This window comes from Deltaproteobacteria bacterium HGW-Deltaproteobacteria-18, from assembly GCA_002841885.1.
GTDB lineage: Bacteria > Desulfobacterota > Desulfovibrionia > Desulfovibrionales > Desulfomicrobiaceae > Desulfomicrobium.
In genome coordinates, this window is record PHBE01000004.1 from 244,258 (window position 1) to 269,739 (window position 25,482).

Here is a 25,482-nt window from a genome sequence, read left to right on the forward strand (position 1 = left end):
CGTGCGAATTCCCCTGATGGCCCTGGGTGCGATGCTGCTCCTGCAAAGCGCCTGCAGCACCCGCCACGAGGTACAGATGGCACCGGTGGAGGTCAAACCCATCCACATCACCATTGATGTCAACGTGCGGGTCCAAAAAGATCTCGAAGATTTCTTCTCCGACATCGACAAGGCCGACCAGAAACTGAACCCAAGCAACTGACGGAGCCCCATATGCTTAAAATGAAACACCTCATACCGATCCTTCTGGCCCTTCTTTGCGTCACGTTTTGCGTGCAGGCCGGCTTCGCCCAGGGTATCAAGGAAAGGATGCTTTCCCGTCTGCCGGTCATCAACGAACTCAAAGCCCAGGGCCTCGTGGGTGAAAACAACCAGGGATTTCTGGAATTCCGCTCCGGAAAGAAACCCAAGGCCGATGTGATCAACGCCGAAAACGCCGATCGCCAGGAAGTCTACAAGGCCATCGCCGCCCGCCAGAACGCCTCTCCCGCCCTGGTGGGAAAGACCCGCGCCGCGCAGATTGCGGAAAAGGAAGCCCCGGGGACATGGATCCAGAGCCCCGATGGAGCGTGGAAAAAGAAATGATCAGGCGATAAGAGTGCGCTGAAGATGGACTGACGTGGACTGACACGGACGAGCACGGGCTGACACGGGCAAGAAATGATGGTCGCGCCTGTGTTAGTCCGTGTTAGTGCTTACAAGGTCCATGTCACTCCATGTAGAATCCACACCATCCCACCCACCCCGCCACACGTGCCTTGACGGAGCCTCCCCGGGCCCGGTACAGCCTCCATCCAGCCCGAGAGACACCACAGCCTGCCGTACAAGGAATCCCATGAACTCCAGAGCCATACGCGCCAATCTCTTCCTCCTGCTGACCGCCCTTATCTGGGGCGCGGCCTTTGTGGCGCAACGCATGGGCATGGACCACATGGGTCCTCTGACCTTCAACGGCGTCCGCTTCGCACTGGGGGCCCTGGCCCTCTTGCCCCTCATCGCGAACATGGACAGAAGGCGCACCACCGTCGCCCCGCCGATGTCCGTCCTGATCAGGGGCGGCGTGCTCATGGGAGGAGCCCTGTTTCTGGGTGCGTGGCTGCAACAGTTCGGTCTGTGTTACACAACGGCGGGCAAGGCCGGCTTCATCACCGGGTTGTACGTGGTTTTTGTGCCGCTGATCGGCATCTTCCTCGGTCACCGCTATGGCATTGGGACCTGGGCCGGAGCGGGCCTTGCCATCGCCGGCATGTACATGCTGAGCGTGACCGAGAGCATGACCATGGACAAGGGAGACGCGCTGGTCCTCATGTCGGCATTTTTCTGGGGCGTGCATGTACTCCTCATCGGCAACCTGACCGGCGGGCTTGCAGCCGTGGACGCCATCAAGCTGGCTGCAATCCAGTTCGCTTTCTGCAGCCTGATCAGCCTGGCCGGAGCCGCGGCCTTTGAAGAAATCACTCTGGTCGGCCTGTGGGCCGGCATCATCCCCATTCTTTACGGCGGGCTCATGAGTGTCGGCGTGGCCTACACCCTGCAGGTTGTGGCCCAGCGCGACGCCCGCCCGGCTCCGGCAGCCATCATCCTGAGCCTCGAAGCGGTCTTTGCGGCCGTGGCCGGCTGGATGCTGCTGGGCGAAATCCTCACCACCCAGGCCCTTATCGGCTGCGCGCTGATGCTCGGCGGCATGATCTGGTCCCAAGCCAGACCCTGATCTCCATCGAACCGCGCTGGTCGGCAATCCTGCCGGGGCGACAGCCTTGAATTAAAGCCCGCTACTGTTTTGAGACGCAAAAGCGGCCATGCATGACGCATGGTCCCGTGCAGGCATGCTTAAACCATGTTGGCGGCACGAAACAGACTTGCCCTTGTCTGACCCGACCCTATGCACGAAGCAACAACCGCATGACGCAAGCCACCAACGACGACCTGGAAAAAAGGCTCGCCCAAGCCATGGCCGCCTTGGAGACGAGCGAAGCGTGATACCGCGACCGCTTTGATCACTCCCCGGTCGGAGTGTACCGCAGATCCCTGTCGGGCAGGTCAGCCCCTGCTACTCGGAGGCAATCTGGCCGAGGATGACGAGGGCAATCTGCTGACCAGCCTCAAGATGCTGCAAAAACTCGGGCACACGGTGACTGCGGTCATGAATGGTCAGGAAGCCCTGGACGCACCGGCCCGGCAGGATTTCGACCTGATCTTCATGGACATCCAGATGCCTGTCCTGGACGGCGTCGAGGCGACCAGAATCATCCGCAAGTCAAGGGAACTCGGCGACAAGGCCGCAATCCCCATCATCGCCATGACTGCCTATGCCATGGCCGGAGACAGGGAGACCTTTCTTCAGGCCGGCATGACCGACTATCTGGCCAAGCCGGTAAGCAGGGACGCCCTGATTCAGGCTATCGAAAAGACAATGTCCGCCGGTTCCTGACAAACCGCATAAAAGATTGCGCCCATATTGACCCTTTTCAGGGAGTCTGTCCCTGCCAGGCCTGATACCCGGCCGGATAGCGAAAAACATTTGTGTATCCCAGACGCACGGCCCAGGCAGCGGCAATCTCGCTGAGTAGTCAGCGGAATCCCCGGCAATAGACCACGATGATCCTGTCCTTGTCCGCGCCCAGAACATCCACAAAGGCCTGCCGCCGGGCAGAAGGCAGGTCGCCCCAATCTGCAAGGTCAACGGGCAGACTGACCGCGCCGGACATATGCCCGGCCGCGTACTCGTAGGCAAAGCGCACGTCGACCAGCAGCACACCTGGTTCGACGAGCAGCATCTCGCGCAACCCGGCGGTGGTGAGCAGCCTGTAGCCGTCGCGTTCGGCCGCACGCGCGGCCTGCTCATAAAGCGGGGAGCCGGCTTCCTGATCGGCCAGCCCTGTCGAGACGCAGCACAGCGCCGTCAGCACGGACAGGCACAGAGTTCGTCGCAGCAGACGCATGATCCTCACGGCATCCCCCCTTCTTGCAGACTTTAAAGGCCGCCTTCGCCAGTGCATGACGAAGGCGGCCACGGTTGACGCATTGCGAATAGAGACCCCGCCCTGCTACTTCTTGATCTCGAAAGACCCGTCTGGGGCGTAACTGACGTTGGCGTCAACGTAGTAGACGTCCTTCAGGTCGGGGCGCATGGCCTGGAACATGTAGAACGCCTCTCCGCTGCGCGCGCCGGTGGTACAGATGAAGACGATGGGCTTTTCCGCCGTGAACCCGTCTATCTTCTTCTCGAGCATGTCCACGGTCATGTTTTCGGCGCCGGGGATGTGCGCGATGGCGAACTCCGCAGGGGCGCGCACGTCGATGAGCCGGATGCTGTCCACGTTGTTTCTGGCCAGGTCGGTGAATACACCGTTGTCAATGGTCCCTTCGCCCGCACCGGCCTTCAATGCTCCGGCCGGAGCAGCGGCCTTGGCCGGGGCCGGGGCGGACGCGGCCTCCTGGGAAGCCCCCTCAGCGGTCCAGACCTTGAGGCCCTTGGCGACCCATTCAGGATCGCCCGCCGGATACACGGCCACGTTGGTGTAGCCCAGGGCCTCCGCCTTCCAGGCCGACTGATGGCTCAAAGGGCATTCCACTCCGCCGCAATAGAAGATCAGCTTTGCGCTCTTGTCGGCAGGCAGGACCTCGGCGGCCATCTTGTCGAACTGGCTGTCTGGCAGGCTCACGGCCGTGGGGATGTGCCCCTTGTCATAGCGAGGCTGCTTGGGCCGGGCGTCGATGATCATCACATCCTCTACGGGCGTAGCCGAAAGCATGGCGTTGGCCACGTATGGCTTGAGCTGGTCGAGGGTCAACAACCGATGAAACGGCTTGGTCACCTTGGCCGGATTGAGCACCGGAAGGGGCGTACGCACATCGCGCGCCGTCCACACCGTGTACCCCAGGGATGCCCACTCCGGATCGCCGGCGGCATAGACCTTGACGTTGGTGTAGCCCAGGGCCTCGGCCTTCCAGGCCGACTGGTGGCTCAAGGGGCAGGCCAGCCCGCCGCAGTAGAAGACCAGCAGGGCGTCCTTGTCCGCGGGCAGGACCTCGGCGGCCATCTTGTCGAACTGGCTGCCTGGCAGGCTCACGGCCGTCGGGATGTGGCCCTTGTCATAGCGGGGCTGTTTGGGTCTGGCGTCGATGATCATGGCCCCCGTCGACGGGTTCTGGTTCATCATGGCCTCAAAGACCAGGGGTTTGACGAACTCGATATCCACCAGGGTGTGGTAGGGCGTGGGCACCTTGGCCGGATCGAACTGGACAGCCGCGCCCTTGTGCCCGCGCGCGCCGGAACAGCCGGCGAGCAGCCCCAGAAGGAGCGCCACCACAAGAACATGAAGAAGGGATGATTGTCTGCGCATTGCCTTGCTCCTCATCTGATTGGTTGCATTAAACGTTGAATTTTCGGTCGAACAGCCGCCGCGCCTCGTGATAACCCGCGACTAGCCGTCTTTTTCCTTTTCTGCGGCCACTTGCGCGTACCACAGCGAGTGATGATGCCGCGCGTAGTGTTCGGACACATTGCCGGTGAACATGGACATGAATGCCGGGCGCTCCTCCCGCGAGATGGCAGCCATGAAAATGTGCACCAGCAGACCCGCGAAAACCAGGCCCACCGTCAGGTAGTGGATCACGCGGGACCAGGCCGCCGGGGCGGGGTTGTCCATGGATATGGTTGAAAAGAACATGACCAGGCCCGTAGCCACGATTACCGCCCCGCCCACCACCGAGGCCTGAGCGAAGAGCTTCTGCCCGAAGTTGTAAAAGCCTTGGGGCGGCAGGTCCGGGGTCAGCCCGAAGCGCTCAAGCCCCTTGCGGCCCAGGGCCATCTTCAGGGTCATCTTGAGCAGCCAGATGTCGCTGGCCGGAGACACGGCGAAGACCTCCTTGAGGAAGGCCCAGGTTTCGCGAGGCCTGAGAAGGATGTAGGCCAGAAACGCCCCGGCCCAGATCAGGCCGAGGTACTGATGCATCAGGAGCAGGTTTTCCCCGCCTCCGAACAGGGCGCGCATCAGGTCCGGAAGCCACGCGCCCACGGGGTTCAGCTCTTCGTTCTTGATCAGCCCAAGGCCCGTCAGCAAAAGGGCGAACCAGCTAAAAGCGTTGAACCAGTGCATGAAGATGGAGAGCCGGGTATGTCTGTGGATCATTTTTTCACTCATGGGGCACCTCAATCCTTCCCTGGGGCTGACGATTCATGTTCGTTCTCCTCCCTGTCTGGAGAAAAGATCTGCTTGGCCCACATGACCGCGACACCCAGGGCGCTGAGGCCCACCGCCACCTTGACCACCGGGTTGACCAGGGTGGCCATGGTCGTGAACGCACCGGGGAACTCCACCTCGCCCGCCCAGTCCGTGGGAGCGGTGGCTGCCACGTAGTACATGTTGGGTTTGGTATCGATGCCCCCCCTGGCCAGCACCCGCACGGAAGGCTTCTCGCGCAGCAGGCGGGAAGCGTCGCTGTCCGGGTCGTTCAAGTCCCCGAAGACCCGGGCCTTGGTCGGGCAGGTATCCACGCAGGCGGGAAGCAGGCCGCGCTCAAGCCTGCCGGAACTGAAGCAGAAGTCGCACTTGTCCGGCACCCGCGTGTCCGGATGACGAAAACGGGCGCCATAGGGGCAGGCCTTGATGCAGTTGCCGCAGCCGATGCACAGGGCCTCGTTGACCTGCACGATCCCGTTCCGGGGGTCCTTGTAGGTCGCGCCGCTGGGGCAGGCCTGCACGCAGGTCGGGTTGTCGCACTGCATGCACCCCCCCGGCTGGAAATGGGTCCGGGTCAGGGAACCCTTGGAAAAGTCGGGAATGGTGTGCTTGATCCAGTTGCGCCAGTATCCGTGGGGCACGTTGTTCTGCACCTTGCACGAGGCCATGCAGGCCTTGCAGTCGATGCACACCGAGGAATCGATGACCATGGCGTATTTCTTCATCAGCCCACCCTCCTCGTCACGGTGACCAGGGTTTCATGCATGGCCATGTTTCCGGAAATGAAGTCCGAGTGATCTTCGAGCACCTCAGCGATGCTCGCCCCCCTGTTGTACACCAGGGGCAGCCTTGGAGACAGGGCTCCAAAACCCGTGGCCATGTACACGGTCTCCTCCTCCATGCCCTCAAAGAGCCTGAGCGCAAGCGCAACTTTTCCGGCCCCGCTTGCCACTTCGACCATCTCCCCGTCCTTCAGACCCTGTCTGGCTGCTGATCGCGGATGCATCCACAGGGTGTTTTCGTCCTTGAATTCGATGAGCAGAGCGTTGTTGGTGTTGCTGTGAGTGAAAAAAGCCGTGCGCCCCACCACCAGCCTGAAGGTGCCCTCCTTACGGCGCGGAGCCTTGTACACGGGCATGGGGTCGAGCCCTTCGTGAGCGTAGCGTTGGTTGAAGAGTTCGATCTTCTTCGCCTGGGTTTTTAGCGGCGAGTCGAAGTAGATGCCGTAGACCTTGCTCGGGTTGTAGTACACGCCGTCGGCCTTGATGGCTTCGAAGGCTTCAGGGATGCTCTCCAGCTGCGATTTGCGGTACTCGTCCAGGGTGAAGTCGAAGCTCTCCGGAAATCCCAGACGTTTGGACAGCTCCGTGCAGATCCAGAGCATGTCCCGGCTTTCGTGCATGGCCGGGACCACGGCGTCACGCCACACGGCGCAGGCGCAGGCCGAGGAACCCTGCAGGGCGGAGACGGGGTCGTTGCGCTCGAGGAAGCTTGGCGAAGGCAGGACCAGATCCGAGTACCAGGCCGTGTCGCTCATGACGATGTCCGCGTTGACCACAAAATCCAGGTGCCTCAGCATCTCCAGGGTTTTGTTGCGGTTGGCCGCGGTCTGCATGAAGTTGGTCTTGAAGGTGAACCATCCGCGGATGGGATAGGGCTCCTCCTTGATGATGGCGTCGCGCATGAGCTTGAAGGATCCCTCGTGGTGGATGAGGCCCGGAGCCATGCCGTGATCGATGCGGTCCTCGGGGTTGTCGTCGTACCAGGGCACGTCGAAGTACGGGGCGCGCACGCCCACTTCCCTCGACGCAAGAATGCCGCCGGGCCGGTCCCAGTTGGACAGCAGGGCGTTGGCAATGGCCATGGAGCGGCGGATCTGCGTGGAATCCTCGTAGTCCGAACTGCGCCGGCCGGGATAGATCATGGCCGCCGGGGCCGCCGCCGCGATTTCGCGGGCGATGCGGCGGATGTCTTCCGCCGGAATTTTGCATTCTTCGGCGGCCCACTCCGGTGTGTACTGCCGCACGTGGGCCGCGTACTCTTCAAGCCCGAAGAGCATTTTCTCGGCAAAGTCCGGGTCGTAGAGCCGCTCTTCGATGATTACATTGGTCAGGGCCAGAAAAAAGGCCATGTCCGTGCCGGGGCGGATGGCGTACCATTCGTCGGCCAGGGCCGCGGTCTTGGTGTAGCGCGGGTCCAGAACCACGATCTTGCAGCCGTTCTTGCGGGCTTCCATGAGGTCGATGGTGTCCGGGGTGATGATCGCCTCCAGGGGGTTGGCTCCGGAGATGATGATATACTTGGAATAGAGCACGTCGGCGAACGGGGTCTCCCCGAAGGTGTCGAGGTACGCCCGGTTCTTGCTCAGCAGACACAGCGTCTCGTGCGAGGTCACGTTGTAAGAGCCGAAGACTTCGGCGAAGCGGATCAGGAACTGAGACTGCATGTCCGAGCCCGGAGAAAACATGACCCCGCAGCGGGTGTATTTCTCCGCTATGCGCGTGAACTGCTCCGCGGCATGGTCGAGGGCCTGTTCCCAGGTCAGCTGCTGCCATTTGCCCTCCCCGCGGGCGCCCTTGCGCAGGAGCGGGGTTTTCAGACGGTTGGGGTCATAGAGATGATCCACGGCCGCATTGCCACGCGCGCAGATCATGCCCCTGGATTTGAGGAATTTGGGGTTGGGGTCAAGCTTGACCACCCGGCCATTCTGCACCCGCGCGATCATGCCGCAGCGGTTGAAGCACATGTCGCAGACCGTATAGTGCGAAGTGACCGGGGCCTGGGGCGCCGCTCCGGCGGCATGGGCCGTGGACAGGTGGCCCTTCAGCGCCGGGACGCCGGCGGCGGTGGCCGCGACCGCCGCCGACGCCTGCAGAAATCCGCGTCTGGAGAGTGTTTTCGCTTGGATTTTCATCCCGTGTTCCCTTTTCGAGCTGTCGGTGGCGGGTTTCAATATTCCTGCTCCTGCATACATGTTAAGGCTTCGTAGCCGGATCTAAAGCCGTGCGATCAGCCGCACTTGGCCGGGGTCGGGGAATCCTTGGCACCGCCGTGGACATAGCTGAAGATGTCCTGACGATCCTCATCGGAAATCTTGGACCACTCGTCCTTGCAGGGCAGGTCGGCGTAGTTCTCGAACACGGCCTTCCACTCGGCCTGGGTCTTGGCATCGGGCCCGAGGTAGTGGGCGGGCTTGGCCCCTACGGGATTTTCCATGTGACACGGACGGCAGTTCTGGCGGAACAAAAAACGGCCCTTGCGCGCGTTGCCCACTTCGCTGGCTACGGAAATACCTACATAGGATACCAAAATCAGGGCGGCGGCGATGCCCACGAAAGTCTGCTTCTTCATGATGTACTCCTCTTGATTATTATCAGGGATGGTTGTCTCCTGTGTGCCCGAGCAGTACAAAGCAGAAGACATACCAAAAGAGCAGGAATCGCCGAAATCAAATTCTTCCCTGAATTCATTGGAAAAAAGCAAATAGAAAGAAACAGGGCGTCAGCAATTGGTATTGACAAGTGATTAATCACATATCAATTGTATAAATGTTTTAAACATCTAACTCGCCACAGCATACGGCATCCGATCCGCGCTTGCACATCCCCAGGAGGCTCATGAAACCCCTCTTCCAGACCAATCCGAACCAAAAGCCTCAAACCGGCCTGCCCTCAACGCCTCCGCTGGAGGCCCACTGGCACGAAATCGTAGATATCATGCAGGAAGGACTTCTGCTGGTGGACCCGGACGGCTCCATCAGGATGGTCAACCGGGCCCTGGAGGAGATCACCGGATACAGCCGGGAAGAGCTCATCGGCGCCAACTGCTCCCTCTTCAAGTGCGACGCCTGCCGCCGGGTCCGCTCCGAAGCCCGCGAGGCCTGGTGCAAGCTTTTCGAACAGGGCATCTTTGTGCGCCGCAAGTGCAGCATCATGCGCAAGGACGGAATCTACGTGCCCATTCTCAAAACCGCCTCCATTCTGCGCGCCGAAGACGGCAGTGCGGTCGGTGCCGTGGAAACCATGACCGACCTCTCGGAGCTCGACCGCAAGGAAAACGAACTGCTGCAGCTCTCGCGCATGCTTGACGAAGAGACCGTGTTTCACGGCATGGTCGGACATTCCCCGCAGATGCGCAGGGTTTTTCACCTGATCGAAAAAGCCGCCCAGAGCGACGCGCCTGTGTTCATCTGCGGCGAATCCGGCACGGGCAAGGAGCTGGTGGCCCGCGCCATTCACGATCTGGGACCCAGAAGCGACCAGCCGTATGTGCAGTTCAACTGCGCCGCCCTGAACGAGGCGCTCCTTGAGAGCGAACTCTTCGGGCACGTCAAGGGAGCGTTCACCGGGGCAATCAGGCATCGGCAGGGCCGCTTCGAGGCCGCCCATGGAGGCGATATCTTTCTGGACGAAATCGGCGACCTGCCCATGCCGGTCCAGGTCAAGCTCCTGCGCGTGCTGGAGACCAAGACCTTCGAGCGGGTCGGAGACAACCGGCAGCTGTCCGTGGACGTGCGCATCATCACCGCCACCAACAAGGTTCTCCCGGAACTTATCTCCCATGGCCAGTTCCGCGAAGACCTCTTTTACCGCATCAACGTCATCCCCGTGAACCTGCCGTCCCTGCGCGAACGCAAGGAAGACATCCCACTTCTGGCCGATTACTTCATCCACCGACTGCGCATGAAGAGCGACAAGGACATCAAAGGCTTAAGCCCCCAGACCCTGCACCTCTTCATGGATTATTCCTGGCCGGGCAACATACGCGAACTCAAAAGTGCCCTGGAGTACGCCTTTGTGCTGGCGGACCGCGGCCACATCGAACCCGAGCACCTGCCGCACAACATCGCGGCTCCCACTCCCGCAGTGGAAGAGCCGAAACCGACCGGCTCCAGCCAGGAGCCGCAGAAGCAACAACTCATCCAGGCCCTGCAGCAGGCCGGCGGCAACAAGTCCGAGGCGGCCAGAATACTTGGCATCAACCGCGTCACGGTGCTCAACCGCATGCGCAAATTCGGCATCCGCATGCCCACGGTCATCCAGTCCTGAAAGAATGGACAAAATTCTGCCCAAGGCAAGGAAGGGTTCTGCCGGCAATTCCGGTCCCAAAAATCTCAAAGGCCGAAACTTGAACCCCAAGTTTCGGCCTTTTTCTATCTTGATACGTCATCCAGAGACCTGAAATTACATCAAGAAAAATCTCGTCCTAGACTTCAATTTCAGGATGAAAAACGTTGATATCCTTCAGATCACCACCCAGATACGTCCGCTCGTTCGGCCCAAGGATGCCAAGAGAAAGACAGATCAGGGTCCACAGGTGCACCACGCCGTAATGCCCTTCGTAATGTTCGCTCAGTTCATGAATCTGGGCATGGCAGTTGTGGCAGGCGGCGATGCAGTAATCCGCTTTCGTGGCCTTTATCTGCCCGTCCTTGGTCTGCCCGTAGGCCAGACGCTGATCCTTGAAGCCCGACTGCAGGAAACCTCCGCCTCCGCCGCAGCAGTAATTGTTGGAGCGGTTCGGCTGCATGTCGATGAAGTTCGCCTCGCCGACGATTGATTTCACGACAAAACGCAGGTCGTCGGCGATGGCGTCACCGTAACTTTTTCTCACGATCTGACACGGATCCTGGACGGTGAATGTGATCCCCAGGTCCCTGTTCCAGTCGGAGTTGACTTTGAGCTTTCCCTCGCGAATCCATTTCGCATAATATTCATAGATGTTTTTGACTTCGAAACGATGCTCGATACCAAATTTTTCCAGTCCGGCCCGGACTGAATATGTGACGTGCCCTCACTCCGTGTTGAGAAAGACCTTGCACCCAAGCTCGCCGGCCTTGTCCGCCGACTGCCGCGTCAGGCGCTCCCAGCTCTGGTTGTCCGCCAGAAACATGCAGTAGTTCTCACCGGCCCAGCCCTTCGATCCGTAGGTCCAGTCGGCACCGACCAGATGCAGGATCTTCCACAGGGGCAGGAGTTCGTCGGGCTCCGTCACTGGCTCGCGGGAATTCTGATTGAGGAAGAATTCCGCGCCTTTCTTGTCGATGGGGGCCTCCATGTCCGCGAATTCGGGCTGCGCCTCCCGGCATTCCGTCAGGATGTCATCGACCACAAAGGCGAAATCATCCGGGACGGTGCCCATGGCGCTACCGCTTCCGTTTTTGAGCGCCATGTCGCAGGAACCCATGATGCCTTTGGGACGGGAGTCCCTGGGCCAAGCAGCCCTTGCCTCGTAGACCAGGCGGGGAATGTCGATCTTCATGGGGCAGGCGTAAATGCAGCGCTGGCACATGGTGCACATCCACACCCACGGCGTGGACAGAATCTCCTCATCCATGCCGAGCGCCGCCATGCGCAAGAATTTACGCGGGTCCATGCCTTCCAGGCCGGAAGCCGGGCATCCGGATGAACATGCCCCGCAGGTCAGACACATGTTCAGGTTTCCCCCTTCGGGCAGGATTTTCCGGACTGTTTCCATGAAGGAACTTTTCCCGCGACCAAGCTCGATTATCTTTCCGTTCAGCATCCCGGTATCCCCCGAAATGAATGGTTTCCCAAGCGGCCAAGGCGGACGTGACGAGAGCCGGTCATATCCGGCCATCCCCGCGCCCGCGAACAGCTACACCGTGGCCGCGACTTCAACGACCTGCCCGGTCTGATCGTACATCAGCCCGCAGCGCAGATCGAAGTGACGGTTGACGCTCATGGTCGGACAGGGCGCATTGACCGAGACCTGAACCACCGTAGAGCCGAGGAAAGCCTCTTCCGGATCGTCGGCCTTGGAGTGATGGGCCATGATGATCAGGTCCGCGCCGATCTGCGTGCCCATGTTCAGGATTTCCATGGCAGGCCGGCCAAAGCACCCCGCGTAGACGCAGTTGTCGATGCCCTGGAGGCGGTCGCCGTATTCGGCCTCAAGCCTGGCTTCGATATCGGCTCGGCCCTGCGGCGAATCCGTGGAAGTTTCGCTGACATTCATGAGCGTGAGCTTGGCCTTGTACTGCCGCACCATCTGGCCGCCGTAGCTGACGGCGCACTCGGACTGATCGGAGAAATCCGTGGCTACCAGGATATTGGCAAAAGCCGGGTCCTTGCACTCCACGGCGCGGTGCACGATCATGACCGGGCAGCGCGCCTTCTGGCTGACCCGCTCCAGGGTGCTGCCGGCCATGCCCCACATCTGGGCCCGCTTTTCCTCGTATTCCCTGGTATGCGGCCCCATGACCACCAGGTCCGTGTCCTTCTTGCGCGCCAGGCGCAGGAGCTCATTATGCGGGATTCCGGCCACGACCTGCACCTTGGCGTTCGGCAGATCCGCCAGCAAGTTGGCGTACATCTCACGGATGCGGGCTTCCAGCCGATCCGTCTCGCCAGAGGCCTCCAGGGTCTCGATGGAACCCCAGCCCTGCTCCATGCCGGCCACGTGGACCAGATAGAGGTTGGATTCGAACTTCTTGGCAAAACCCACTGCGGATTCAACTGCGCATGCATCCACGCCGCTGGGCGTCACGCCTACGATGATGTCCTTGAACATAACTACCCCCTTTGTTTTGTAATCAGGCTTCGCGGGCCACCGTCTCGTCGCCTTCGCCTGGCGCTTCGTGCCGCCAGGCCCGGGATCTGATCCCGGCGCGCATGCTCCCGTCCATGCTCATGTTCTTGTCCAGCAGCACGGATGCCTCTTCCAGCCCAAGCGCCAGGCCCATGAGCTGTGTCAGGTACAGTACCGGCACCTGGTGCCCCCCGGCCGCCGAGTCGTGCTGGTACGCTTCCAGGTTCATCTGGCAGAGCGGACAGACCGTGGCCACGGCGTCGGAACCTTCGGCGGCCTCCAGGATGGCGGCCACGGAGTGCATGGCCACCTCCGGATGCGTGACCATGAGGGAAGCGCCGCAGCATCTATTGCCCATGTCCCATGGCAGCGGCCTGACACCAAGAACCGAGAGCACGTTGTCCATGCTCACGGGATGCCGCGGATCATCGAAGACCTCGTAGGGGCGCAGAATCTGGCAGCCGTAATACGGAGCCACACGCATGCCCCCCATGTCGGTGACGACCTTCTCTTTTACAGCATCGAGCCCTATGTCGTTGGTCAGTACGTCCAGAATGTGCCGAACCCCGACGGTGCCCCGGTAATTCAAACCGGACGCTCCGAGAGCCTCGTTGACCCGCGCATGCAGGCCCTTGTTGCCGACGACCTCGCGGTTGACCTTCAGAAGATTGAGATAGCAGGCGCTGCACGGGGCGAGCACGTCGAGGCCGGGCAGCTCCTTTTCGGCCAGGGCGAGATTGCGGGCCGGAAGAGCGTAGTTCATGAGTGCGCTGACCGGTTCGGCCGCGCTGGCCCCGCAACAGGTCCAGTCCGGTATGTCGATGAGCTCCACCCCGAGCGCGGCCATGACGGCCCGCACGGACACATCGAACTCCTGGGCGCTTTCCTGCAGCGAGCAGCCTGGATAGTAGGCGTATTTCATGCTTCCTCCTCCATCTCGCGCACCTTGGCGAAGAGATCCCTGAGCCGCCCTTTCTGGGCCGTGCTTGGCACATGCAGCTTGCCGGCCCGCATCATGCGCACGCCCAGAGGCAGGTAGTGCAGCGGCAGCAGCGGATCACGGCTTTTCAGAAAATATCCGGGCATGAGACTCGTCTCCTGCACGCGCCCGTACTTCTCCACGTTTTCCATGAACGCGTCGTAGAATGCGCTGTTTTTCCGGATTTTCCACGTCCCCCGCTCCCGGGCCAGCCGCTTCAGCGCGCCCATTGCCCGCGTGAGCTTCAGTCCGCGCGGACAACGCAGGGTGCACATGTAGCAGGAAGAGCACATCCAGAACGTTCTGCTCTCAAGAATCCGGTCCAGCATGCCGAACTGCACCATGCGCCACATCTGCCGAGGCGTTACGTCCATGGCGAAGCCGTTGGGGCATGACGCGGTGCATGTTCCGCACTGCATGCAGGCTCCGATCTCGCCGCGCAGTTCTTCGAGAATCTCCCGGGTCACGGGATCCGGGATCCACGCCTGTGCTTGCGTCTGGTTCATGTTTCACCTTCCCTCGGCCCTAGGCCAATTGTTCCAGGGCGGCGTCAATGACCGCCATCATCGGTCCGTCATGAAAGCCCTTGATCACCGTCGCGCTGTTGGGACAGACCGCCGCGCAAGCTCCGCAGCCCTGACAGAGCATCTCGTCGACCAGGATGAGCTCGTTCTCCAGATCCACGGTGCGCGCCCCGTAGGGGCAGGCCGCCACGCAAGCCTGGCAGAGAGAGCACAGGGACGGCCGCACCGTTGCCACCAGGGTCTCCCGGGCCACCTTGCCCGCTGAGAGGATGCGTAGTGACTGCTGGGCCGCCGCCTTGGCCGAAGCCACGGTCTCGGCCATGCGTCGGGGCGAATGGGCCAGCCCGCACATGTAGACTCCCTGCTTCAGGAAATCCACGGGCCGCCACTTGCTGTCGGCCTCCTGGAAGAATCCGTTGCGGTCGGTCTTGACCCCGAAGATCTCCACCAGATCATCCACATCGGTTGGTTCAACCCCGCTCGACAGGGACAGTATGTCCGCATGCACCTTTATTTCATTGCCGAGAATCGGGTCCAGGGCGGTGATAACGGGCTTGCCCTCGACAAAGGACACCTTGGGCGGATGGTCGAGATCGTAGCGGATGAAGATCACGCCTGCCTTGCGGGCCTGGGTGTAATAGGTCTCAAGAAAGCCCTGGGCCATGATGTCGCGGTAAAAGACGTAGATGGGCAGGTCAGGATTGCGCTCCTTCATGGTCAGCACGTTCTTGAGCATCTCCGGGCAGCAGATGCGGCTGCAGTAGTTGCGCTCGCCTTCCTTGCGGGACCGCCAGCACTGGATCATGGCCACCGCGCCAAGGCTGCCCACGTCGAGCGCGCCCGTGGCCAGTTTCTCCTCAAGGCCGAAATGGGTCATGACGGTCCTGTGCACGCAGAATCCGCTCTCGTAGATCTTGGCCTCATGCCCGCCGGTGGCCAGAATGGTCACGCCGTGTTCCAGCGGGAAGATGCCGCTGTCGCCGCTTATGGCGGAGCGGAAGCGCCCGGCGCTGCCCCGGGACAGGACCACGCGCGCATCCTTGAAGACTTTGATGCGCGGATGCTTTTCCACCTGGGCGACGAGATCCTCCATGTATTTGCGCGGGTCCGTGCCATCGAGCTGGGTGTGCAGGCGCATGGCCATGCCGCCGAGTTCCTCTTCGGCCTCCACCAGACAGACACCAAAACCCTGGTCGGCGATGGCCATGGACGCGGTCAGGCCGGCCAGACCTCCGCCCACCACCAGTGCCGAGCGCGACACGTCCATGAGCACGTCCGGGGGCGCCGGATCGACACCCTGCAGCTTGGCCACGGCCATGGACATGTTCGAGAATATCTCGCGTGCCACGTCCACGGCGTCACGCCCGTTGAAGGTCGGGGTGTGCACGTCGACCACATCCATGAGCGCCGGATTGAGCCCCACGGTGCGGGCCATCTCTTTCAAGCGCGGAATGTAGGCGTAGGGCATGCAGGCCCCTATGAGGATGCGGTTGGGCTTCTTCTGCCTGACTGTCTCAAGGATCTGTTTCCAGCCGGCTTCGGTACAGGCCTGGAACACGGGCAGCACGGTGCCGACCGAATGGACCCGGCCCACGGTGCGGGCCAGCTCGTCCAGGTTCACCGCCTTGCCCAGGGTCGGGCAGGAGGTGCACATGGCCACCAGGGTGCGGACCGGCTCACGGGAAACATCGGGATATTCGGGTTCGGGCGGCGCGGGAGTCGGCCCCAGGACGTCGTAGATCTTGATCATGCGCGCGGCGGCTTCGGATGCCGCTCCTGCCTGCATGACGGACTCGGAGATGTCCCGCGGCTCGCCAAACGAACCGGCTGCGAACACGCCGACCCGGCTGGTCCGCTCCGGAGCGTAGGGCTGGGTCTTGCAAAAGCCCCAATCGTTGGTCTCGATGCCCACCGTGGCGGCAAACTTGTCCATGCCCTTCGGGGGCCTCGCGCCCACGGCCAGGACGACCATGTCGAACTCCTGCGAACTGCGCGTGCCGTCGTCGTTCAACGATTCAAGCACCACCCCGCCGCCCTCGGCGGCAGGCAGTACGGAGTGCGGCCGGTTGCGCACGAAATGCACGCCCTGCTCCACTGCCCGCAGACGGTAATCGTCCCAGCCTTTGCCGAAGGTGCGCATGTCCATGTAAAAAATGGTGGCATCAACCTCCCCATTGGTGACCTTCTTGGCCAGCATGGCCTCCTTCATGGAGAACATGCAGCAGACCGAGGAGCAGTAGTCGGCGTTCTTGCCCACATCGCGCGAGCCCACGCACTGAATCCAGGCGATCTTTTGCACCGGCTTGCCGTCGCCCGGCCGCGTCAACTTGCCGCCCGTGGGTCCGGTGCCGCTCAGCAGGCGCTCGAACTCCACGGCGGTGAGCACGGCCGGATGGCCGTATCCCCAGATATCGCGCCCGCCATTCGGGTCCATTTCGGGATTGTAGCAGTCGAAGCCTCCGGCCAGGATCACTGCGCTGACCTGCAATTCCACGGAGGTGTCGGACATGATGCGCATGTAGTGCTTGTCCAGCCATGGCACGAACTTCTTGGACGAGAGCGGCTTCATGAAGAGATCCCGCGCCCCGCGCCGCACCATCTCGGCTCCCGCCTTTTCCTGTCCGGCATCGGCAAGGACGGCCACGGGCATGCCGGGGCTGAGCTCCTGGGAACGGGCCATGACGCGCTGGGCGTCCACGCCCTGAAGGTTGAGACCCACGAGCATGAAATTGATCGGCGCTCCGGACTCGAGCAGATCCAGGGCCGCCTGGCCGCCAGCCGCCTCGAAGACCGGAAACTTCAGATGTTCGAGGCTCTCCCGCACCTCAAGGCGGGTCTGTTCGTCCTCGTCCGCGATCAGGATGCCGAACCGCGCACGCTCTTCGAACTTGAGATCTATGGCCCCTGTCGGGCAGACTTCGTGGCATTTCCAGCAGCGGATGCAGTTGTCCAGGTCCAGGACATAATGGTTGGGAATGGCGTGGGGCACGGGCAGATAGACAGTTGAACGCTGGGTCAGTCCGGCATTGAATTCGCTCGGGACCTTGACCGGACAGACTTCGGAACATTTCCCGCAGCTGACGCACTTGTGCGGATCGACCAACGGGGAGCGGCGGCTCAGCCTGACGAAGAACTTGCCGGGCTCTCCCTCCAGGGACGCAAGCTCCGTGGAGAGCATGAGATCTATGTTTTCATGAAACATGCCCTTGCGCAGACAGAACTGGCTGGAGGCATCCCGGCTCATGAGCGGAAGCATGCGGCACATGCCGCAGTGGTCCGATGGAAACTGGTAATCCAGCTGACTCAGGATGCCGCCATGACTGGGGCGTTTGTCGATCAGGGCCACCTTGTGCCCGGTCACGGCCAGATCAAGGGCCGCCCGGATTCCGGCGATGCCTGCGCCCACCACCAACGCGCCGTATTGCTTCCTCATTGCCTCCTCCTCGGATTCAAGCCAGGTGCGAAACCGTGTCCTGATATTCGTCCTCCCTGAACACCGTCAGGGGCGGGGCCTGGTCCAGACTGAGTCCAGGCTGATAGTCGAAACTCATCTGCGTGCGGGCGGCCACGGTCCGGAAAAGCTCCACGACCTCCACGCCGTTTGGACAGGCATTGGAGCACTGGCCGCAGCCGACGCAGGCCGTGCTCATGTGCGCCATGCGCGTCAGATGGTAGAAGACGGTGTCCGTAGGCAGCTTGAGGCTGCCCTTGCGCTTGGCCCAGTCCAGGTACTGCCAGGGCTTGTGCTCGAAGACATCGGTATTGTAGACGCACTCCTTGCAGTAACAGACCGGACAGGCCACCCGGCAGTTGTAGCAGTTCACGCAGGAGCCCAGGTACTGAGCCAGCTTCTCAAGGGTCGAGGTCCGCTCCGCCACATTCTTGAACATGACGTCACGGGCGACCTCGCGTTCACTGACCAGGGCGGCGACAGCTGCCTCGCGCTTTTCGTCCGGGTCCTGCGCCGGCAGTCCCATGGCCCCGAGCAGGGCTTCGCCGCGAGGGCTGGCTGCCATGATCCGGATGCCTGATGAAATATCGCCTCCGAAAAGGCCCACAATCATGTCCGTGCCTTGCGGCGCGGGATGCTCGCAGATCCGGCAGGCGCTGGCCAGCTCGGCGGAAGCGGGCTTTCTCCCCTCGGCCAGCGCCCTGTGGAAATCGGCGCTGGCGGCCATGGGCTCGCGTTCGCCGAGAAAATCGCGATAATGCATGTTGTCGTAAGCCCCCGGACAATCCATGCCGATGAGGACGACCTCTTCCAGGGAGCCCTGGTTGAGCTTGACCAGTTCCATGAAGGCCCGGATCTCGCAGGGACGCATGACCACGGCGAAGCGTTCTCCTGCCGACCCCTTGCTGAGCCTTGAGACGAGCTTCGCGCTGCTCATGGGAAAAGCCGGAGCCAGCGGATCGGCCCGGTCCAGCTGGGCCGGGTCGGTGACCAGGGTCGGCATGGGCATGCCGCCGCCGAAGAGATGGACCGGGACCATGATGCCGGACAGGGATTCGTCCGCCAGCAATTTCCTGAAAAAATCCTGCAGGGCCTGCACCGGGCCGTGTTCGCCTACTTCAATCCGTACAGTGGTGGCCATGATTGTTCCTCCCCGTCCGCTTAAAGGGCTGCCATGCCGCGCACGTCCAGCGGGCCGAGCTCCCGTATTTCATTGATGAAATTATTGACCGTGGCCGCAAATTCATTGCCTTCGCTGGCCCCGACCCAGGTCAGGCGCAGGCGCCGCTGGTCGATGCCGAACTGCGGCAGGATCTCGTTTAAAAGCTTGACCCGCCGCCGGGCCTTGTAGTTGCCGTTGATGTAATGGCAGTCGCCAGGATGACAGCCGCTGACGAGCACCCCGTCGGCTCCGGACAGCAGGGCCTTGATGACATATTTGGGATCGACCATGCCCGTGCACATCATGCGCACAAGCCGGACATTGGGCTGCTGCACCATGCGCGAGGTACCGGCCAGATCGGCGGCGGTGTAGGTGCACCAGTTGCAGACAAAAGCCAGAATGGCAGGTTCGAATTCCTGGTTCATGCGATCCTCCTCACGCCCCTGCACGGTTCGCGGTTTCGTAAATATCTCCAATCAGAGCCATTATGTCCGGCTTGCGATCCAGCAGGCCGTCTATCTCGTTGAAGACCTGCACCTGGCGGAAGTGCTTGATCTGGGCCGCGCCGCTCGGGCAGTGCCCGGCGCAGCTGCCGCAACCCTTGCACATGGCCTCGTTGATGACCGCTATGTGGCGGCGCTCGTCGAACTCGATGGCCGAGTACGGGCACAGACCGATGCACATCTTGCAGCCGACGCAGATGTCGGGATTGATCCAGGAAGTCGTTGGGGAAATGGACACCACTCCGCGTGCAGCCAGGGCCAGGGCCTGTGCCGCACCACCGGCGGCGTGGGCCACGGCGTCGGGAATGTCTTTGGGCCCCTGGCAGGTCCCGGCCAGATAGATGCCGTCCGAAGCGGTGGAGACGGGACCGAGCTTGGGGTGTTCTTCGAGGAAAAATCCGTCCCGGCCCTGGGACACGCCGAAGATGCGGGCCACTTCCGTGGTGTCGGGGCGGGCCTCCATGGCCGTACACAGCACAACCATGTCCACGGGCACGCGCAGCCTCGTGCCGAGCAGGGTGTCCTCGCCGACCACGACCAACCTGCCGTTCTCCTGCACGACCTCGGAAGGTCTGCCGCGCACGAAGGTCACCCCTTCGTCCTGAACGCGGCGGTAGAATTCCTCGTACCCTTTGCCGAAACAGCGCATGTCGATGTAGAAATTGTAGACTTCAGCGCCATGCCCGACCTTGTCCTTGATCAGGTGGTCGTACTTGAGGGCGTACATGCAGCAGGTGCGCGAGCAGTATTCGTGATAATTCCTGTCGCGGCTGCCGACACAGTGAATGATGGCCACGCTTTTCGGGGCCTCGCCATTCTTCATGAGAATCCTGCCGCCGGTGGGGCCCACGGCATTGTTCAGGCGTTCGAACTGCAGGGCGGTGTAGACTTCCGGGTAGCGGCCGAATCCGTACTCGCTCATGGGGGTGGGGTCCATGGTGTCATAACCCGTGGCCAGGATCACGCTGCCTACATGGTAGACTTCCCGGCGGTCCTGCTGGGTGAAATCGATGGCTCCGGTGGGACAGGTCTTCTGACACACGCCGCATTTGCCTTTTGTGAGCATCTTGCAGTGTTCGGCGTCGATGACCGGAGTGCTGGGCACGGCCTGGGGAGAATTGCGATAGATGGCCCGGCGCATGCCAAGGCCCTCCTCGAATTCGCTCACGACCTTGGTCGGACATTTCTCCAGACACGCCCCGCAACCGGTGCAGATGTCCTCGCGCACATAGCGGGCCTTGCGCCGCACCGTGACCGTGTAGTTGCCGACAAAACCCGTGACCTCCTCGACCTCGCTCCAGGTCAGCAGGTCGATGTTTGGCTCCTGGGCCACGGCCACCATCTTCGGGGTGGAGATGCAGGCCGCGCAATCAAGGGTGGGAAAAGTCTTGTCGAACTGGGCCATGTGTCCGCCGATGGACGGGGACTTCTCGACCAGGATGACACGGTGTCCGGAGCGGGCGACATCGAGCGCGGCCTGGATACCGGCGATGCCCGCGCCCACGACCATAACATCCGGCACCACAGCCACCTCGCGCGAATGAAGCTCCTGATGCCGACGCACCCGAAGCACCGCAGCCTCGACGATATGTTTGGCCTTGGCCGTGGCCTCGGCCTTGTCCGCGGTCACCCAGGAACAGTGTTCGCGGATGCAGCAGTGCTGCATGAGGTAGGGGTTGAGCCCGGCTCTGGCGCAGGCCTTCTGGAACGTCTTCTCGTGCAGACGCGGCGAGCAGGAGGCCACCACCACGCGGTCCAGCCCATGCTCGCTTATGTCACGGATGATCATGTCCTGTCCGGGATCCGAGCACATGAACTGATAGTCGCGCGAGACCGCGACATTTTTGAGCCCCCGCGCAAAAGCGGCCACATCCGGACAATCAACTTTCCCCGCGATGTTCGAACCGCAATGACATACGTACACCCCTATCCTTCTGGCCATGTCATCCCCCTTGTCCACGATCAGCGAAGATTTCCGCCCTTGTTGAGTTCCAGGGTCAACTCGCCCACCAGACGCTTGAGCTTCTCGTTCTCGGCAGCCAGGCCCGACTGGCTCGGGGCCCTGGGCTGCTCCTCGAAAATGAGGTGACAGTGTTCCAGGAAATGACCCCGCCATTTATAGTACAGGCCCGGCCGCAACTCATGGCTTCGACATATCTCGTTCACACACCCGCCCATGAGCCCTTCGAGCACGATACGCGCCTTGGTTCTTGCGTCCCATTTGCGTTTCATCCTCCACTCCTCCTCGCAGGGGGCACCCTGTCATCACGTCATCAACGACCTCTAGCCTGGAATGGCGAAAACATATTTTCCGCTCCAAGCGCCAGCACAAAATCAAAACTCAGCCTATATTTCGATGTAAAAGAACTCCGCTACAGAGCGCCAGCGCTCTCTCATGTTGTCCGTAAGAACACATTGCGTGCCGCATCGTGTATTTCAAAACAATTCAAGCAAATGAATAAAAAGCTGCAGGTATTTATGTAAGGAGAAAAGGTGAGAGACAAATGAATCATGTCTTGGGACAAGAGAAGTGTCTCGCTTGACGAGACAGCAAAACAGTGTAGGAGAGGGTCATGTTCTCGTATCCGTGGAGCCCGGCCTTTCCGCATTGAACAACTCTCACCTGCGCGAGGCTTCGACGAGCCGGATTATCGTCTTGTCAGACAAGACAGCACTGCAGGAGTCTTCATGAGCGACATCCTGATCATTGATGGCGATGCGGCATTTTGCCAGTCGCTGATGACTGAACTTGCCAGACACGGGCTGCATGCAGCGCACAGCACGACCCTGTCCAAGGGTCTGGCCATGCTGCATGTGGGGGAATTTTCCCTGGTCCTGCTCGGCGACGAGGCAGGCAACAAAAACAGTCTGGAATTTTTATCCACCCTGCGCGAAGTGCCGTCGCGACCGGAAATCATTGTCATGTCCAAAAGCCGCGACCCTGACGCGGCAGAGGCCGCCATTCGCGGCGGAGCCTGGAATTTCATGCCCAAGCCCGTGAACATGCAGCGACTGATAGTACTGGCGGAACGGGCCCTGGAGTATCACCGCGAGCGTCCCGCCAAGTGCGCACCGGTCTCCCTGCGGCGCGAAGGGATCGTCGGCAACAGCAGGCTGCTCAACTCCTGTCTCGATATCGTGGCCCAGGCCGCATCCACCGATGTGAACGTGCTCATTACCGGCGAGACAGGCACGGGCAAGGAGCTTTTTGCCCGGGCCATACACGCCAACAGTTCGCGCACCGGCAAGCCTTTCGTGGTCGTGGATTGTGCGGCCCTGCCCGAAACCCTGGTGGAGAGCATGCTCTTCGGCCATGAACGCGGCGCGTTCACCAGTGCGGAAAACCGCTCCATCGGACTCGTTAAACAGGCCGACGGCGGGACCCTGTTCCTGGACGAGGTGGGCGAACTGCCCCTGTCCACCCAGAAGGTTTTCCTGCGCGTGCTCGAGGGGCGCAGTTTCCGCCCCGTGGGCGGGGCAAAGGAAGTGTCCAGCAATTTCAGGCTGGTGGCGGCGACAAATCGTAACCTTGAGGCCATGGTCCGCTCCGACATCTTCCGCCGGGACCTGTTCTATCGCCTGCGCGGGATACGGCTAGAACTCTCCCCCTTGCGCCATCTGCTGGACGACCTGAACGATCTCATCTGCCATTTCGCGCGCCGCGCCTGCACAAGGCTGAACATAGACAACAAGGGCTTTTCCCCGGACTTTCTCGACACCCTCCTGCAGTACGAGTGGCCGGGCAACATCCGCGAGCTGGTCAACGCTCTCGACCAGGCCGTGGTCCGGGCCGGAACCGAGCCCATCCTCTATCCCCAGCACCTGTCCAGGACCATTCGCGCCAATGTCGCACGGCTCCTGGTCGCGGAACTGCCGGAACTTGAAAGCAGGACTCCCCCGCTAACGGACGGAGAGGATTTTCCGAGCCTCAAGGAATACCGCGAAAAACACATGGCCGAACTGGAGACGTGGTACCTCAAGAATCTGATGCTCGCCAGCAAAGGCGAAATCTCAAACGCCTGCCGCCTGTCTGGCCTTTCCCGGCCCCGACTTTATGCGCTGCTCAAGCAAAGGGGCGTGGAGCGCGGCTGATACGATTCAGCGCCAAAATCCGATGCGGCCATGCAGCGTCACGCACGGGATTTCAACCTTGTCCGATCCTCATTTCCACTTGCAATGGAGGACAGAAGGAGTAATCCCCGTCCCTATTGATCAACCAAACAATACCGTGGAGATTCACCATGGAACTCCTGCACAATCCCATGTTTCTGCTGCTTGCCGTCATCCTGTCCGGGCATCTGCTCGGCAAGGTCAAAATCTCCTCCTTTTCCCTTGGCTCCTCGGGCATCGTCTTTACCGGACTTCTGGCCGGATTCGCAGGCTTCAGCCTGCCCGGAGTGATTCAGAGCCTGGGACTTGTCCTGTTCATCTATTCCGTAGGGCAGCAGGCCGGACCTGGCTTTCTGCACTCCATGAAGCGCGGGGGCCTCGCCCTTAGCCTCGGGGCCATGGCCATGATTGCGGTGGGCCTGCTCACGGCTCTTGGCTGCAAGGCCTGGTTCGGTTTTTCCAAGGAGATCACCGCCGGACTTTTCGCCGGGGCGCTGACCTCCACGCCGGGTCTGGCCGTGGCCGTGGAACTGGCCCATGACAGCGTGGCTCCGGCCGCATACGGCGTGGCCTACACGTTCGGCGTGGTCGGCGTGGTGCTGGTGGTCAAGCTCCTGCCGCGCCTCATGCGCGCAGACATCGCGCAGGAAGAGGCAAAGCTGGAACATGAGATGAGCAGCCTGCATCCGCAAATCGAATTCACGCATCTTGAGGTCACCAACCCCAACCTCTGCACCGGACCGCTGTCCCAGGTTCTTCCCGCGCGCATGGCCGAAGTGACCATCACCCGCGTCCTGCGGGCAGGAAGCGAAAGCCCGGAGCTTGCCGCGGCGGAAACGGTTTTGAACATGCACGACACGGTGCGGGTGGTGGGGACTTCCGAGGCCCTTCACGAGGCCGAAATCGTTATCGGCCCCATGGTAAAAGCGGATCTGGCGTTCAATTCCGTGTTCATCAAAAAGGAGATCCTGCTCTCCCGTCCCGACGTAGCCGGCAAGACCCTGCGCGCCCTCAATCTGAGCCATGTCTTCGGGGTGCAGGTCTCGCGCATCACCCGCAACGGATTCGATTGTCCGGCCGGTGCCAATGTGCGCCTGCGCCAGGGTGACGTGCTGCATGTGGTCGGCCACCCCGAGAATCTGGAAAACGTCAAGAAAATGCTGGGCGACGACGTTCGCGCGCTCTTCGCCACCAGCGTGATGGTGCTCTTGTCAGGATTGTTCTGCGGGCTGGCTTTCGGGGCGATGCCCCTCTATCTGCCGGGACTTGGGATCTTCACCCTCGGCTCCACCGGCGGGGTGCTGCTGGCGGGACTTGTCTTCGGCGCTGTGCGTCAGGTCGGCCCGGTCATCACCGAACTTCCCAGCACGGCCAACGCCCTGATCCGCGATCTTGGCCTGGGGCTTTTTCTGGCCGTGGTTGGAACCGCGGCAGGAAGCACCCTCATGCCAACCCTGCGCGAATACGGCCTGCCGCTCTTCCTGGGCGGGGCCATCATGACCCTTGCGCCCATGCTTATCGGCGTGCCCATCTGTTCCAAGGTGCTGCGCATTCCGTTTTTGCGCATGCTCGGCGTCATCACCGGCGGCATGACCTCCACCCCGGGCCTGGCCGCCGCCGCTTCCCTGAGCGACACGCCCTATGCAGCCACGGCCTATGCATCGGTCTACCCCATCGCCCTGGTGGGCATGATCATGGCGTCAAAGATCATCATGCTGCTGGGCTGAGCCCCGCTCCATGGACCGGAATCAATCCCGGCCCATGGAGCGGGGCATGGGCGCGGCCACGACCTGCCCGCGCACGCGCACCTCTCCAAGGGCCGATATCTCCACTGCAACCACAATCTTCCTGCCCCGCCTCTCTATGACCCGAGCCACAAGCTCAAGCTCCGGCCCGAGCGGCGTGGGCCTCAGAAAATCCACATGCAGCGAGGCCGTCACATAGCGTTGGGGCTGCCCGTCATCCCCGGCCGCAGCGGCTGCGGCGGTGGCCACGCCATGGCAATCCACCAGCGAA

At 61.6% G+C, this 25,482-nt stretch carries 23 protein-coding genes; 7 read left to right on the forward strand and 16 right to left on the reverse strand.

Annotation, left to right across the window (positions count from 1 at the left end; translation table 11 throughout):
• Position 1 precedes the first annotated feature (1 nt).
• From CVU60_05420 to CVU60_05435, 4 genes are all read left to right on the forward strand, one after another.
• Complete coding sequence (locus CVU60_05420) at positions 2 to 202, forward strand: hypothetical protein (GenBank protein ID PKN42795.1); 201 nt, start codon at positions 2 to 4, stop codon at positions 200 to 202.
• An 11-nt stretch (positions 203 to 213) separates the two neighbouring features.
• A complete protein-coding gene (locus tag CVU60_05425; GenBank protein PKN42796.1) occupies positions 214 to 585 on the forward strand; it encodes a DUF1318 domain-containing protein in 372 nt (123 codons plus the stop codon).
• Positions 586 to 835: 250 nt separating this feature from the next.
• The gene (locus tag CVU60_05430; GenBank protein ID PKN42797.1) at positions 836 to 1,711 is read left to right on the forward strand and encodes an EamA family transporter; all 876 of its coding nucleotides are present in this window, start codon (positions 836 to 838) and stop codon (positions 1,709 to 1,711) included.
• A 282-nt stretch (positions 1,712 to 1,993) separates the two neighbouring features.
• A complete protein-coding gene (locus tag CVU60_05435) occupies positions 1,994 to 2,431 on the forward strand; it encodes a hypothetical protein (protein ID PKN42798.1) in 438 nt (145 codons plus the stop codon).
• A gap of 139 nt (positions 2,432 to 2,570) precedes the next feature.
• On the opposite strand, the gene CVU60_05440 is transcribed toward CVU60_05435, so the two are convergent.
• The 6 genes from CVU60_05440 to CVU60_05465 form a co-directional block, all read right to left on the reverse strand.
• Positions 2,571 to 3,014 (reverse strand): hypothetical protein, encoded by a 444-nt coding sequence (locus CVU60_05440; protein ID PKN42799.1) that lies wholly within the window; start codon positions 3,012 to 3,014, stop codon positions 2,571 to 2,573.
• Between the two features lie 33 nt (positions 3,015 to 3,047).
• Positions 3,048 to 4,346, reverse strand: a complete 1,299-nt coding sequence (locus CVU60_05445) for a hypothetical protein (protein PKN42800.1) — start codon at positions 4,344 to 4,346, stop codon at positions 3,048 to 3,050.
• Between the two features lie 81 nt (positions 4,347 to 4,427).
• Positions 4,428 to 5,147 carry a cytochrome B6 gene (locus tag CVU60_05450; protein ID PKN42801.1) on the reverse strand — a complete coding sequence of 240 codons (720 nt, stop codon included), beginning with the start codon at positions 5,145 to 5,147 and terminating at the stop codon, positions 4,428 to 4,430.
• 8 nt (positions 5,148 to 5,155) lie between these two features.
• The gene (locus tag CVU60_05455) at positions 5,156 to 5,911 is read right to left on the reverse strand and encodes a 4Fe-4S ferredoxin (protein ID PKN42802.1); all 756 of its coding nucleotides are present in this window, start codon (positions 5,909 to 5,911) and stop codon (positions 5,156 to 5,158) included.
• A complete protein-coding gene (locus tag CVU60_05460) occupies positions 5,911 to 8,100 on the reverse strand; it encodes a nitrate reductase (protein PKN42803.1) in 2,190 nt (729 codons plus the stop codon). Before CVU60_05460 ends, CVU60_05455 begins: the two co-directional genes overlap by 1 nt.
• 95 nt (positions 8,101 to 8,195) lie before the next feature.
• Positions 8,196 to 8,537, reverse strand: a complete 342-nt coding sequence (locus CVU60_05465) for a cytochrome C (protein PKN42804.1) — start codon at positions 8,535 to 8,537, stop codon at positions 8,196 to 8,198.
• Between the two features lie 266 nt (positions 8,538 to 8,803).
• On the opposite strand from CVU60_05465, the gene CVU60_05470 reads away from it, so the two are divergent.
• Positions 8,804 to 10,234, forward strand: a complete 1,431-nt coding sequence (locus tag CVU60_05470; protein PKN42805.1) for a sigma-54-dependent Fis family transcriptional regulator — start codon at positions 8,804 to 8,806, stop codon at positions 10,232 to 10,234.
• Between the two features lie 157 nt (positions 10,235 to 10,391).
• Here CVU60_05470 and CVU60_05475 read toward each other — a convergent pair whose 3' ends face one another.
• The 9 genes from CVU60_05475 to CVU60_05515 all read right to left on the reverse strand — a co-directional run bounded on the left by CVU60_05475 (position 10,392) and on the right by CVU60_05515 (position 21,588).
• The gene (locus tag CVU60_05475) at positions 10,392 to 11,711 is read right to left on the reverse strand and encodes an oxidoreductase (GenBank protein ID PKN42806.1); all 1,320 of its coding nucleotides are present in this window, start codon (positions 11,709 to 11,711) and stop codon (positions 10,392 to 10,394) included.
• Positions 11,712 to 11,804: 93 nt separating this feature from the next.
• Positions 11,805 to 12,719, reverse strand: a complete 915-nt coding sequence (locus CVU60_05480) for a universal stress protein (protein PKN42807.1) — start codon at positions 12,717 to 12,719, stop codon at positions 11,805 to 11,807.
• Between the two features lie 22 nt (positions 12,720 to 12,741).
• A complete protein-coding gene (locus tag CVU60_05485) occupies positions 12,742 to 13,659 on the reverse strand; it encodes a disulfide reductase (protein ID PKN42808.1) in 918 nt (305 codons plus the stop codon).
• Entirely contained in the window at positions 13,656 to 14,222 is a 567-nt protein-coding gene (locus CVU60_05490; protein PKN42809.1) for a heterodisulfide reductase, read from the reverse strand. Before CVU60_05490 ends, CVU60_05485 begins: the two co-directional genes overlap by 4 nt.
• Positions 14,223 to 14,241: 19 nt before the next feature.
• Positions 14,242 to 17,673: a histidine kinase gene (locus CVU60_05495; protein PKN42810.1), complete on the reverse strand. Its 3,432-nt coding sequence runs from the start codon at positions 17,671 to 17,673 to the stop codon at positions 14,242 to 14,244.
• Between the two features lie 16 nt (positions 17,674 to 17,689).
• Entirely contained in the window at positions 17,690 to 18,832 is a 1,143-nt protein-coding gene (locus tag CVU60_05500; protein ID PKN42811.1) for a formate dehydrogenase, read from the reverse strand.
• A gap of 20 nt (positions 18,833 to 18,852) precedes the next feature.
• A complete protein-coding gene (locus tag CVU60_05505; protein ID PKN42812.1) occupies positions 18,853 to 19,278 on the reverse strand; it encodes a hydrogenase iron-sulfur subunit in 426 nt (141 codons plus the stop codon).
• 10 nt (positions 19,279 to 19,288) lie between these two features.
• Positions 19,289 to 21,298 (reverse strand): disulfide reductase, encoded by a 2,010-nt coding sequence (locus tag CVU60_05510; GenBank protein PKN42828.1) that lies wholly within the window; start codon positions 21,296 to 21,298, stop codon positions 19,289 to 19,291.
• Between the two features lie 20 nt (positions 21,299 to 21,318).
• Positions 21,319 to 21,588 (reverse strand): transposase, encoded by a 270-nt coding sequence (locus tag CVU60_05515; protein ID PKN42813.1) that lies wholly within the window; start codon positions 21,586 to 21,588, stop codon positions 21,319 to 21,321.
• Positions 21,589 to 22,044: 456 nt separating this feature from the next.
• On the opposite strand from CVU60_05515, the gene CVU60_05520 reads away from it, so the two are divergent.
• Positions 22,045 to 23,448: a sigma-54-dependent Fis family transcriptional regulator gene (locus CVU60_05520; GenBank protein ID PKN42814.1), complete on the forward strand. Its 1,404-nt coding sequence runs from the start codon at positions 22,045 to 22,047 to the stop codon at positions 23,446 to 23,448.
• Between the two features lie 149 nt (positions 23,449 to 23,597).
• Entirely contained in the window at positions 23,598 to 25,193 is a 1,596-nt protein-coding gene (locus CVU60_05525; protein PKN42815.1) for a transporter, read from the forward strand.
• Positions 25,194 to 25,214: 21 nt separating this feature from the next.
• Here CVU60_05525 and CVU60_05530 read toward each other — a convergent pair.
• Positions 25,215 to 25,482, reverse strand: a 268-nt coding sequence (locus CVU60_05530; GenBank protein ID PKN42816.1) for a thioesterase, incomplete at its 5' end; no start/stop codon positions are given.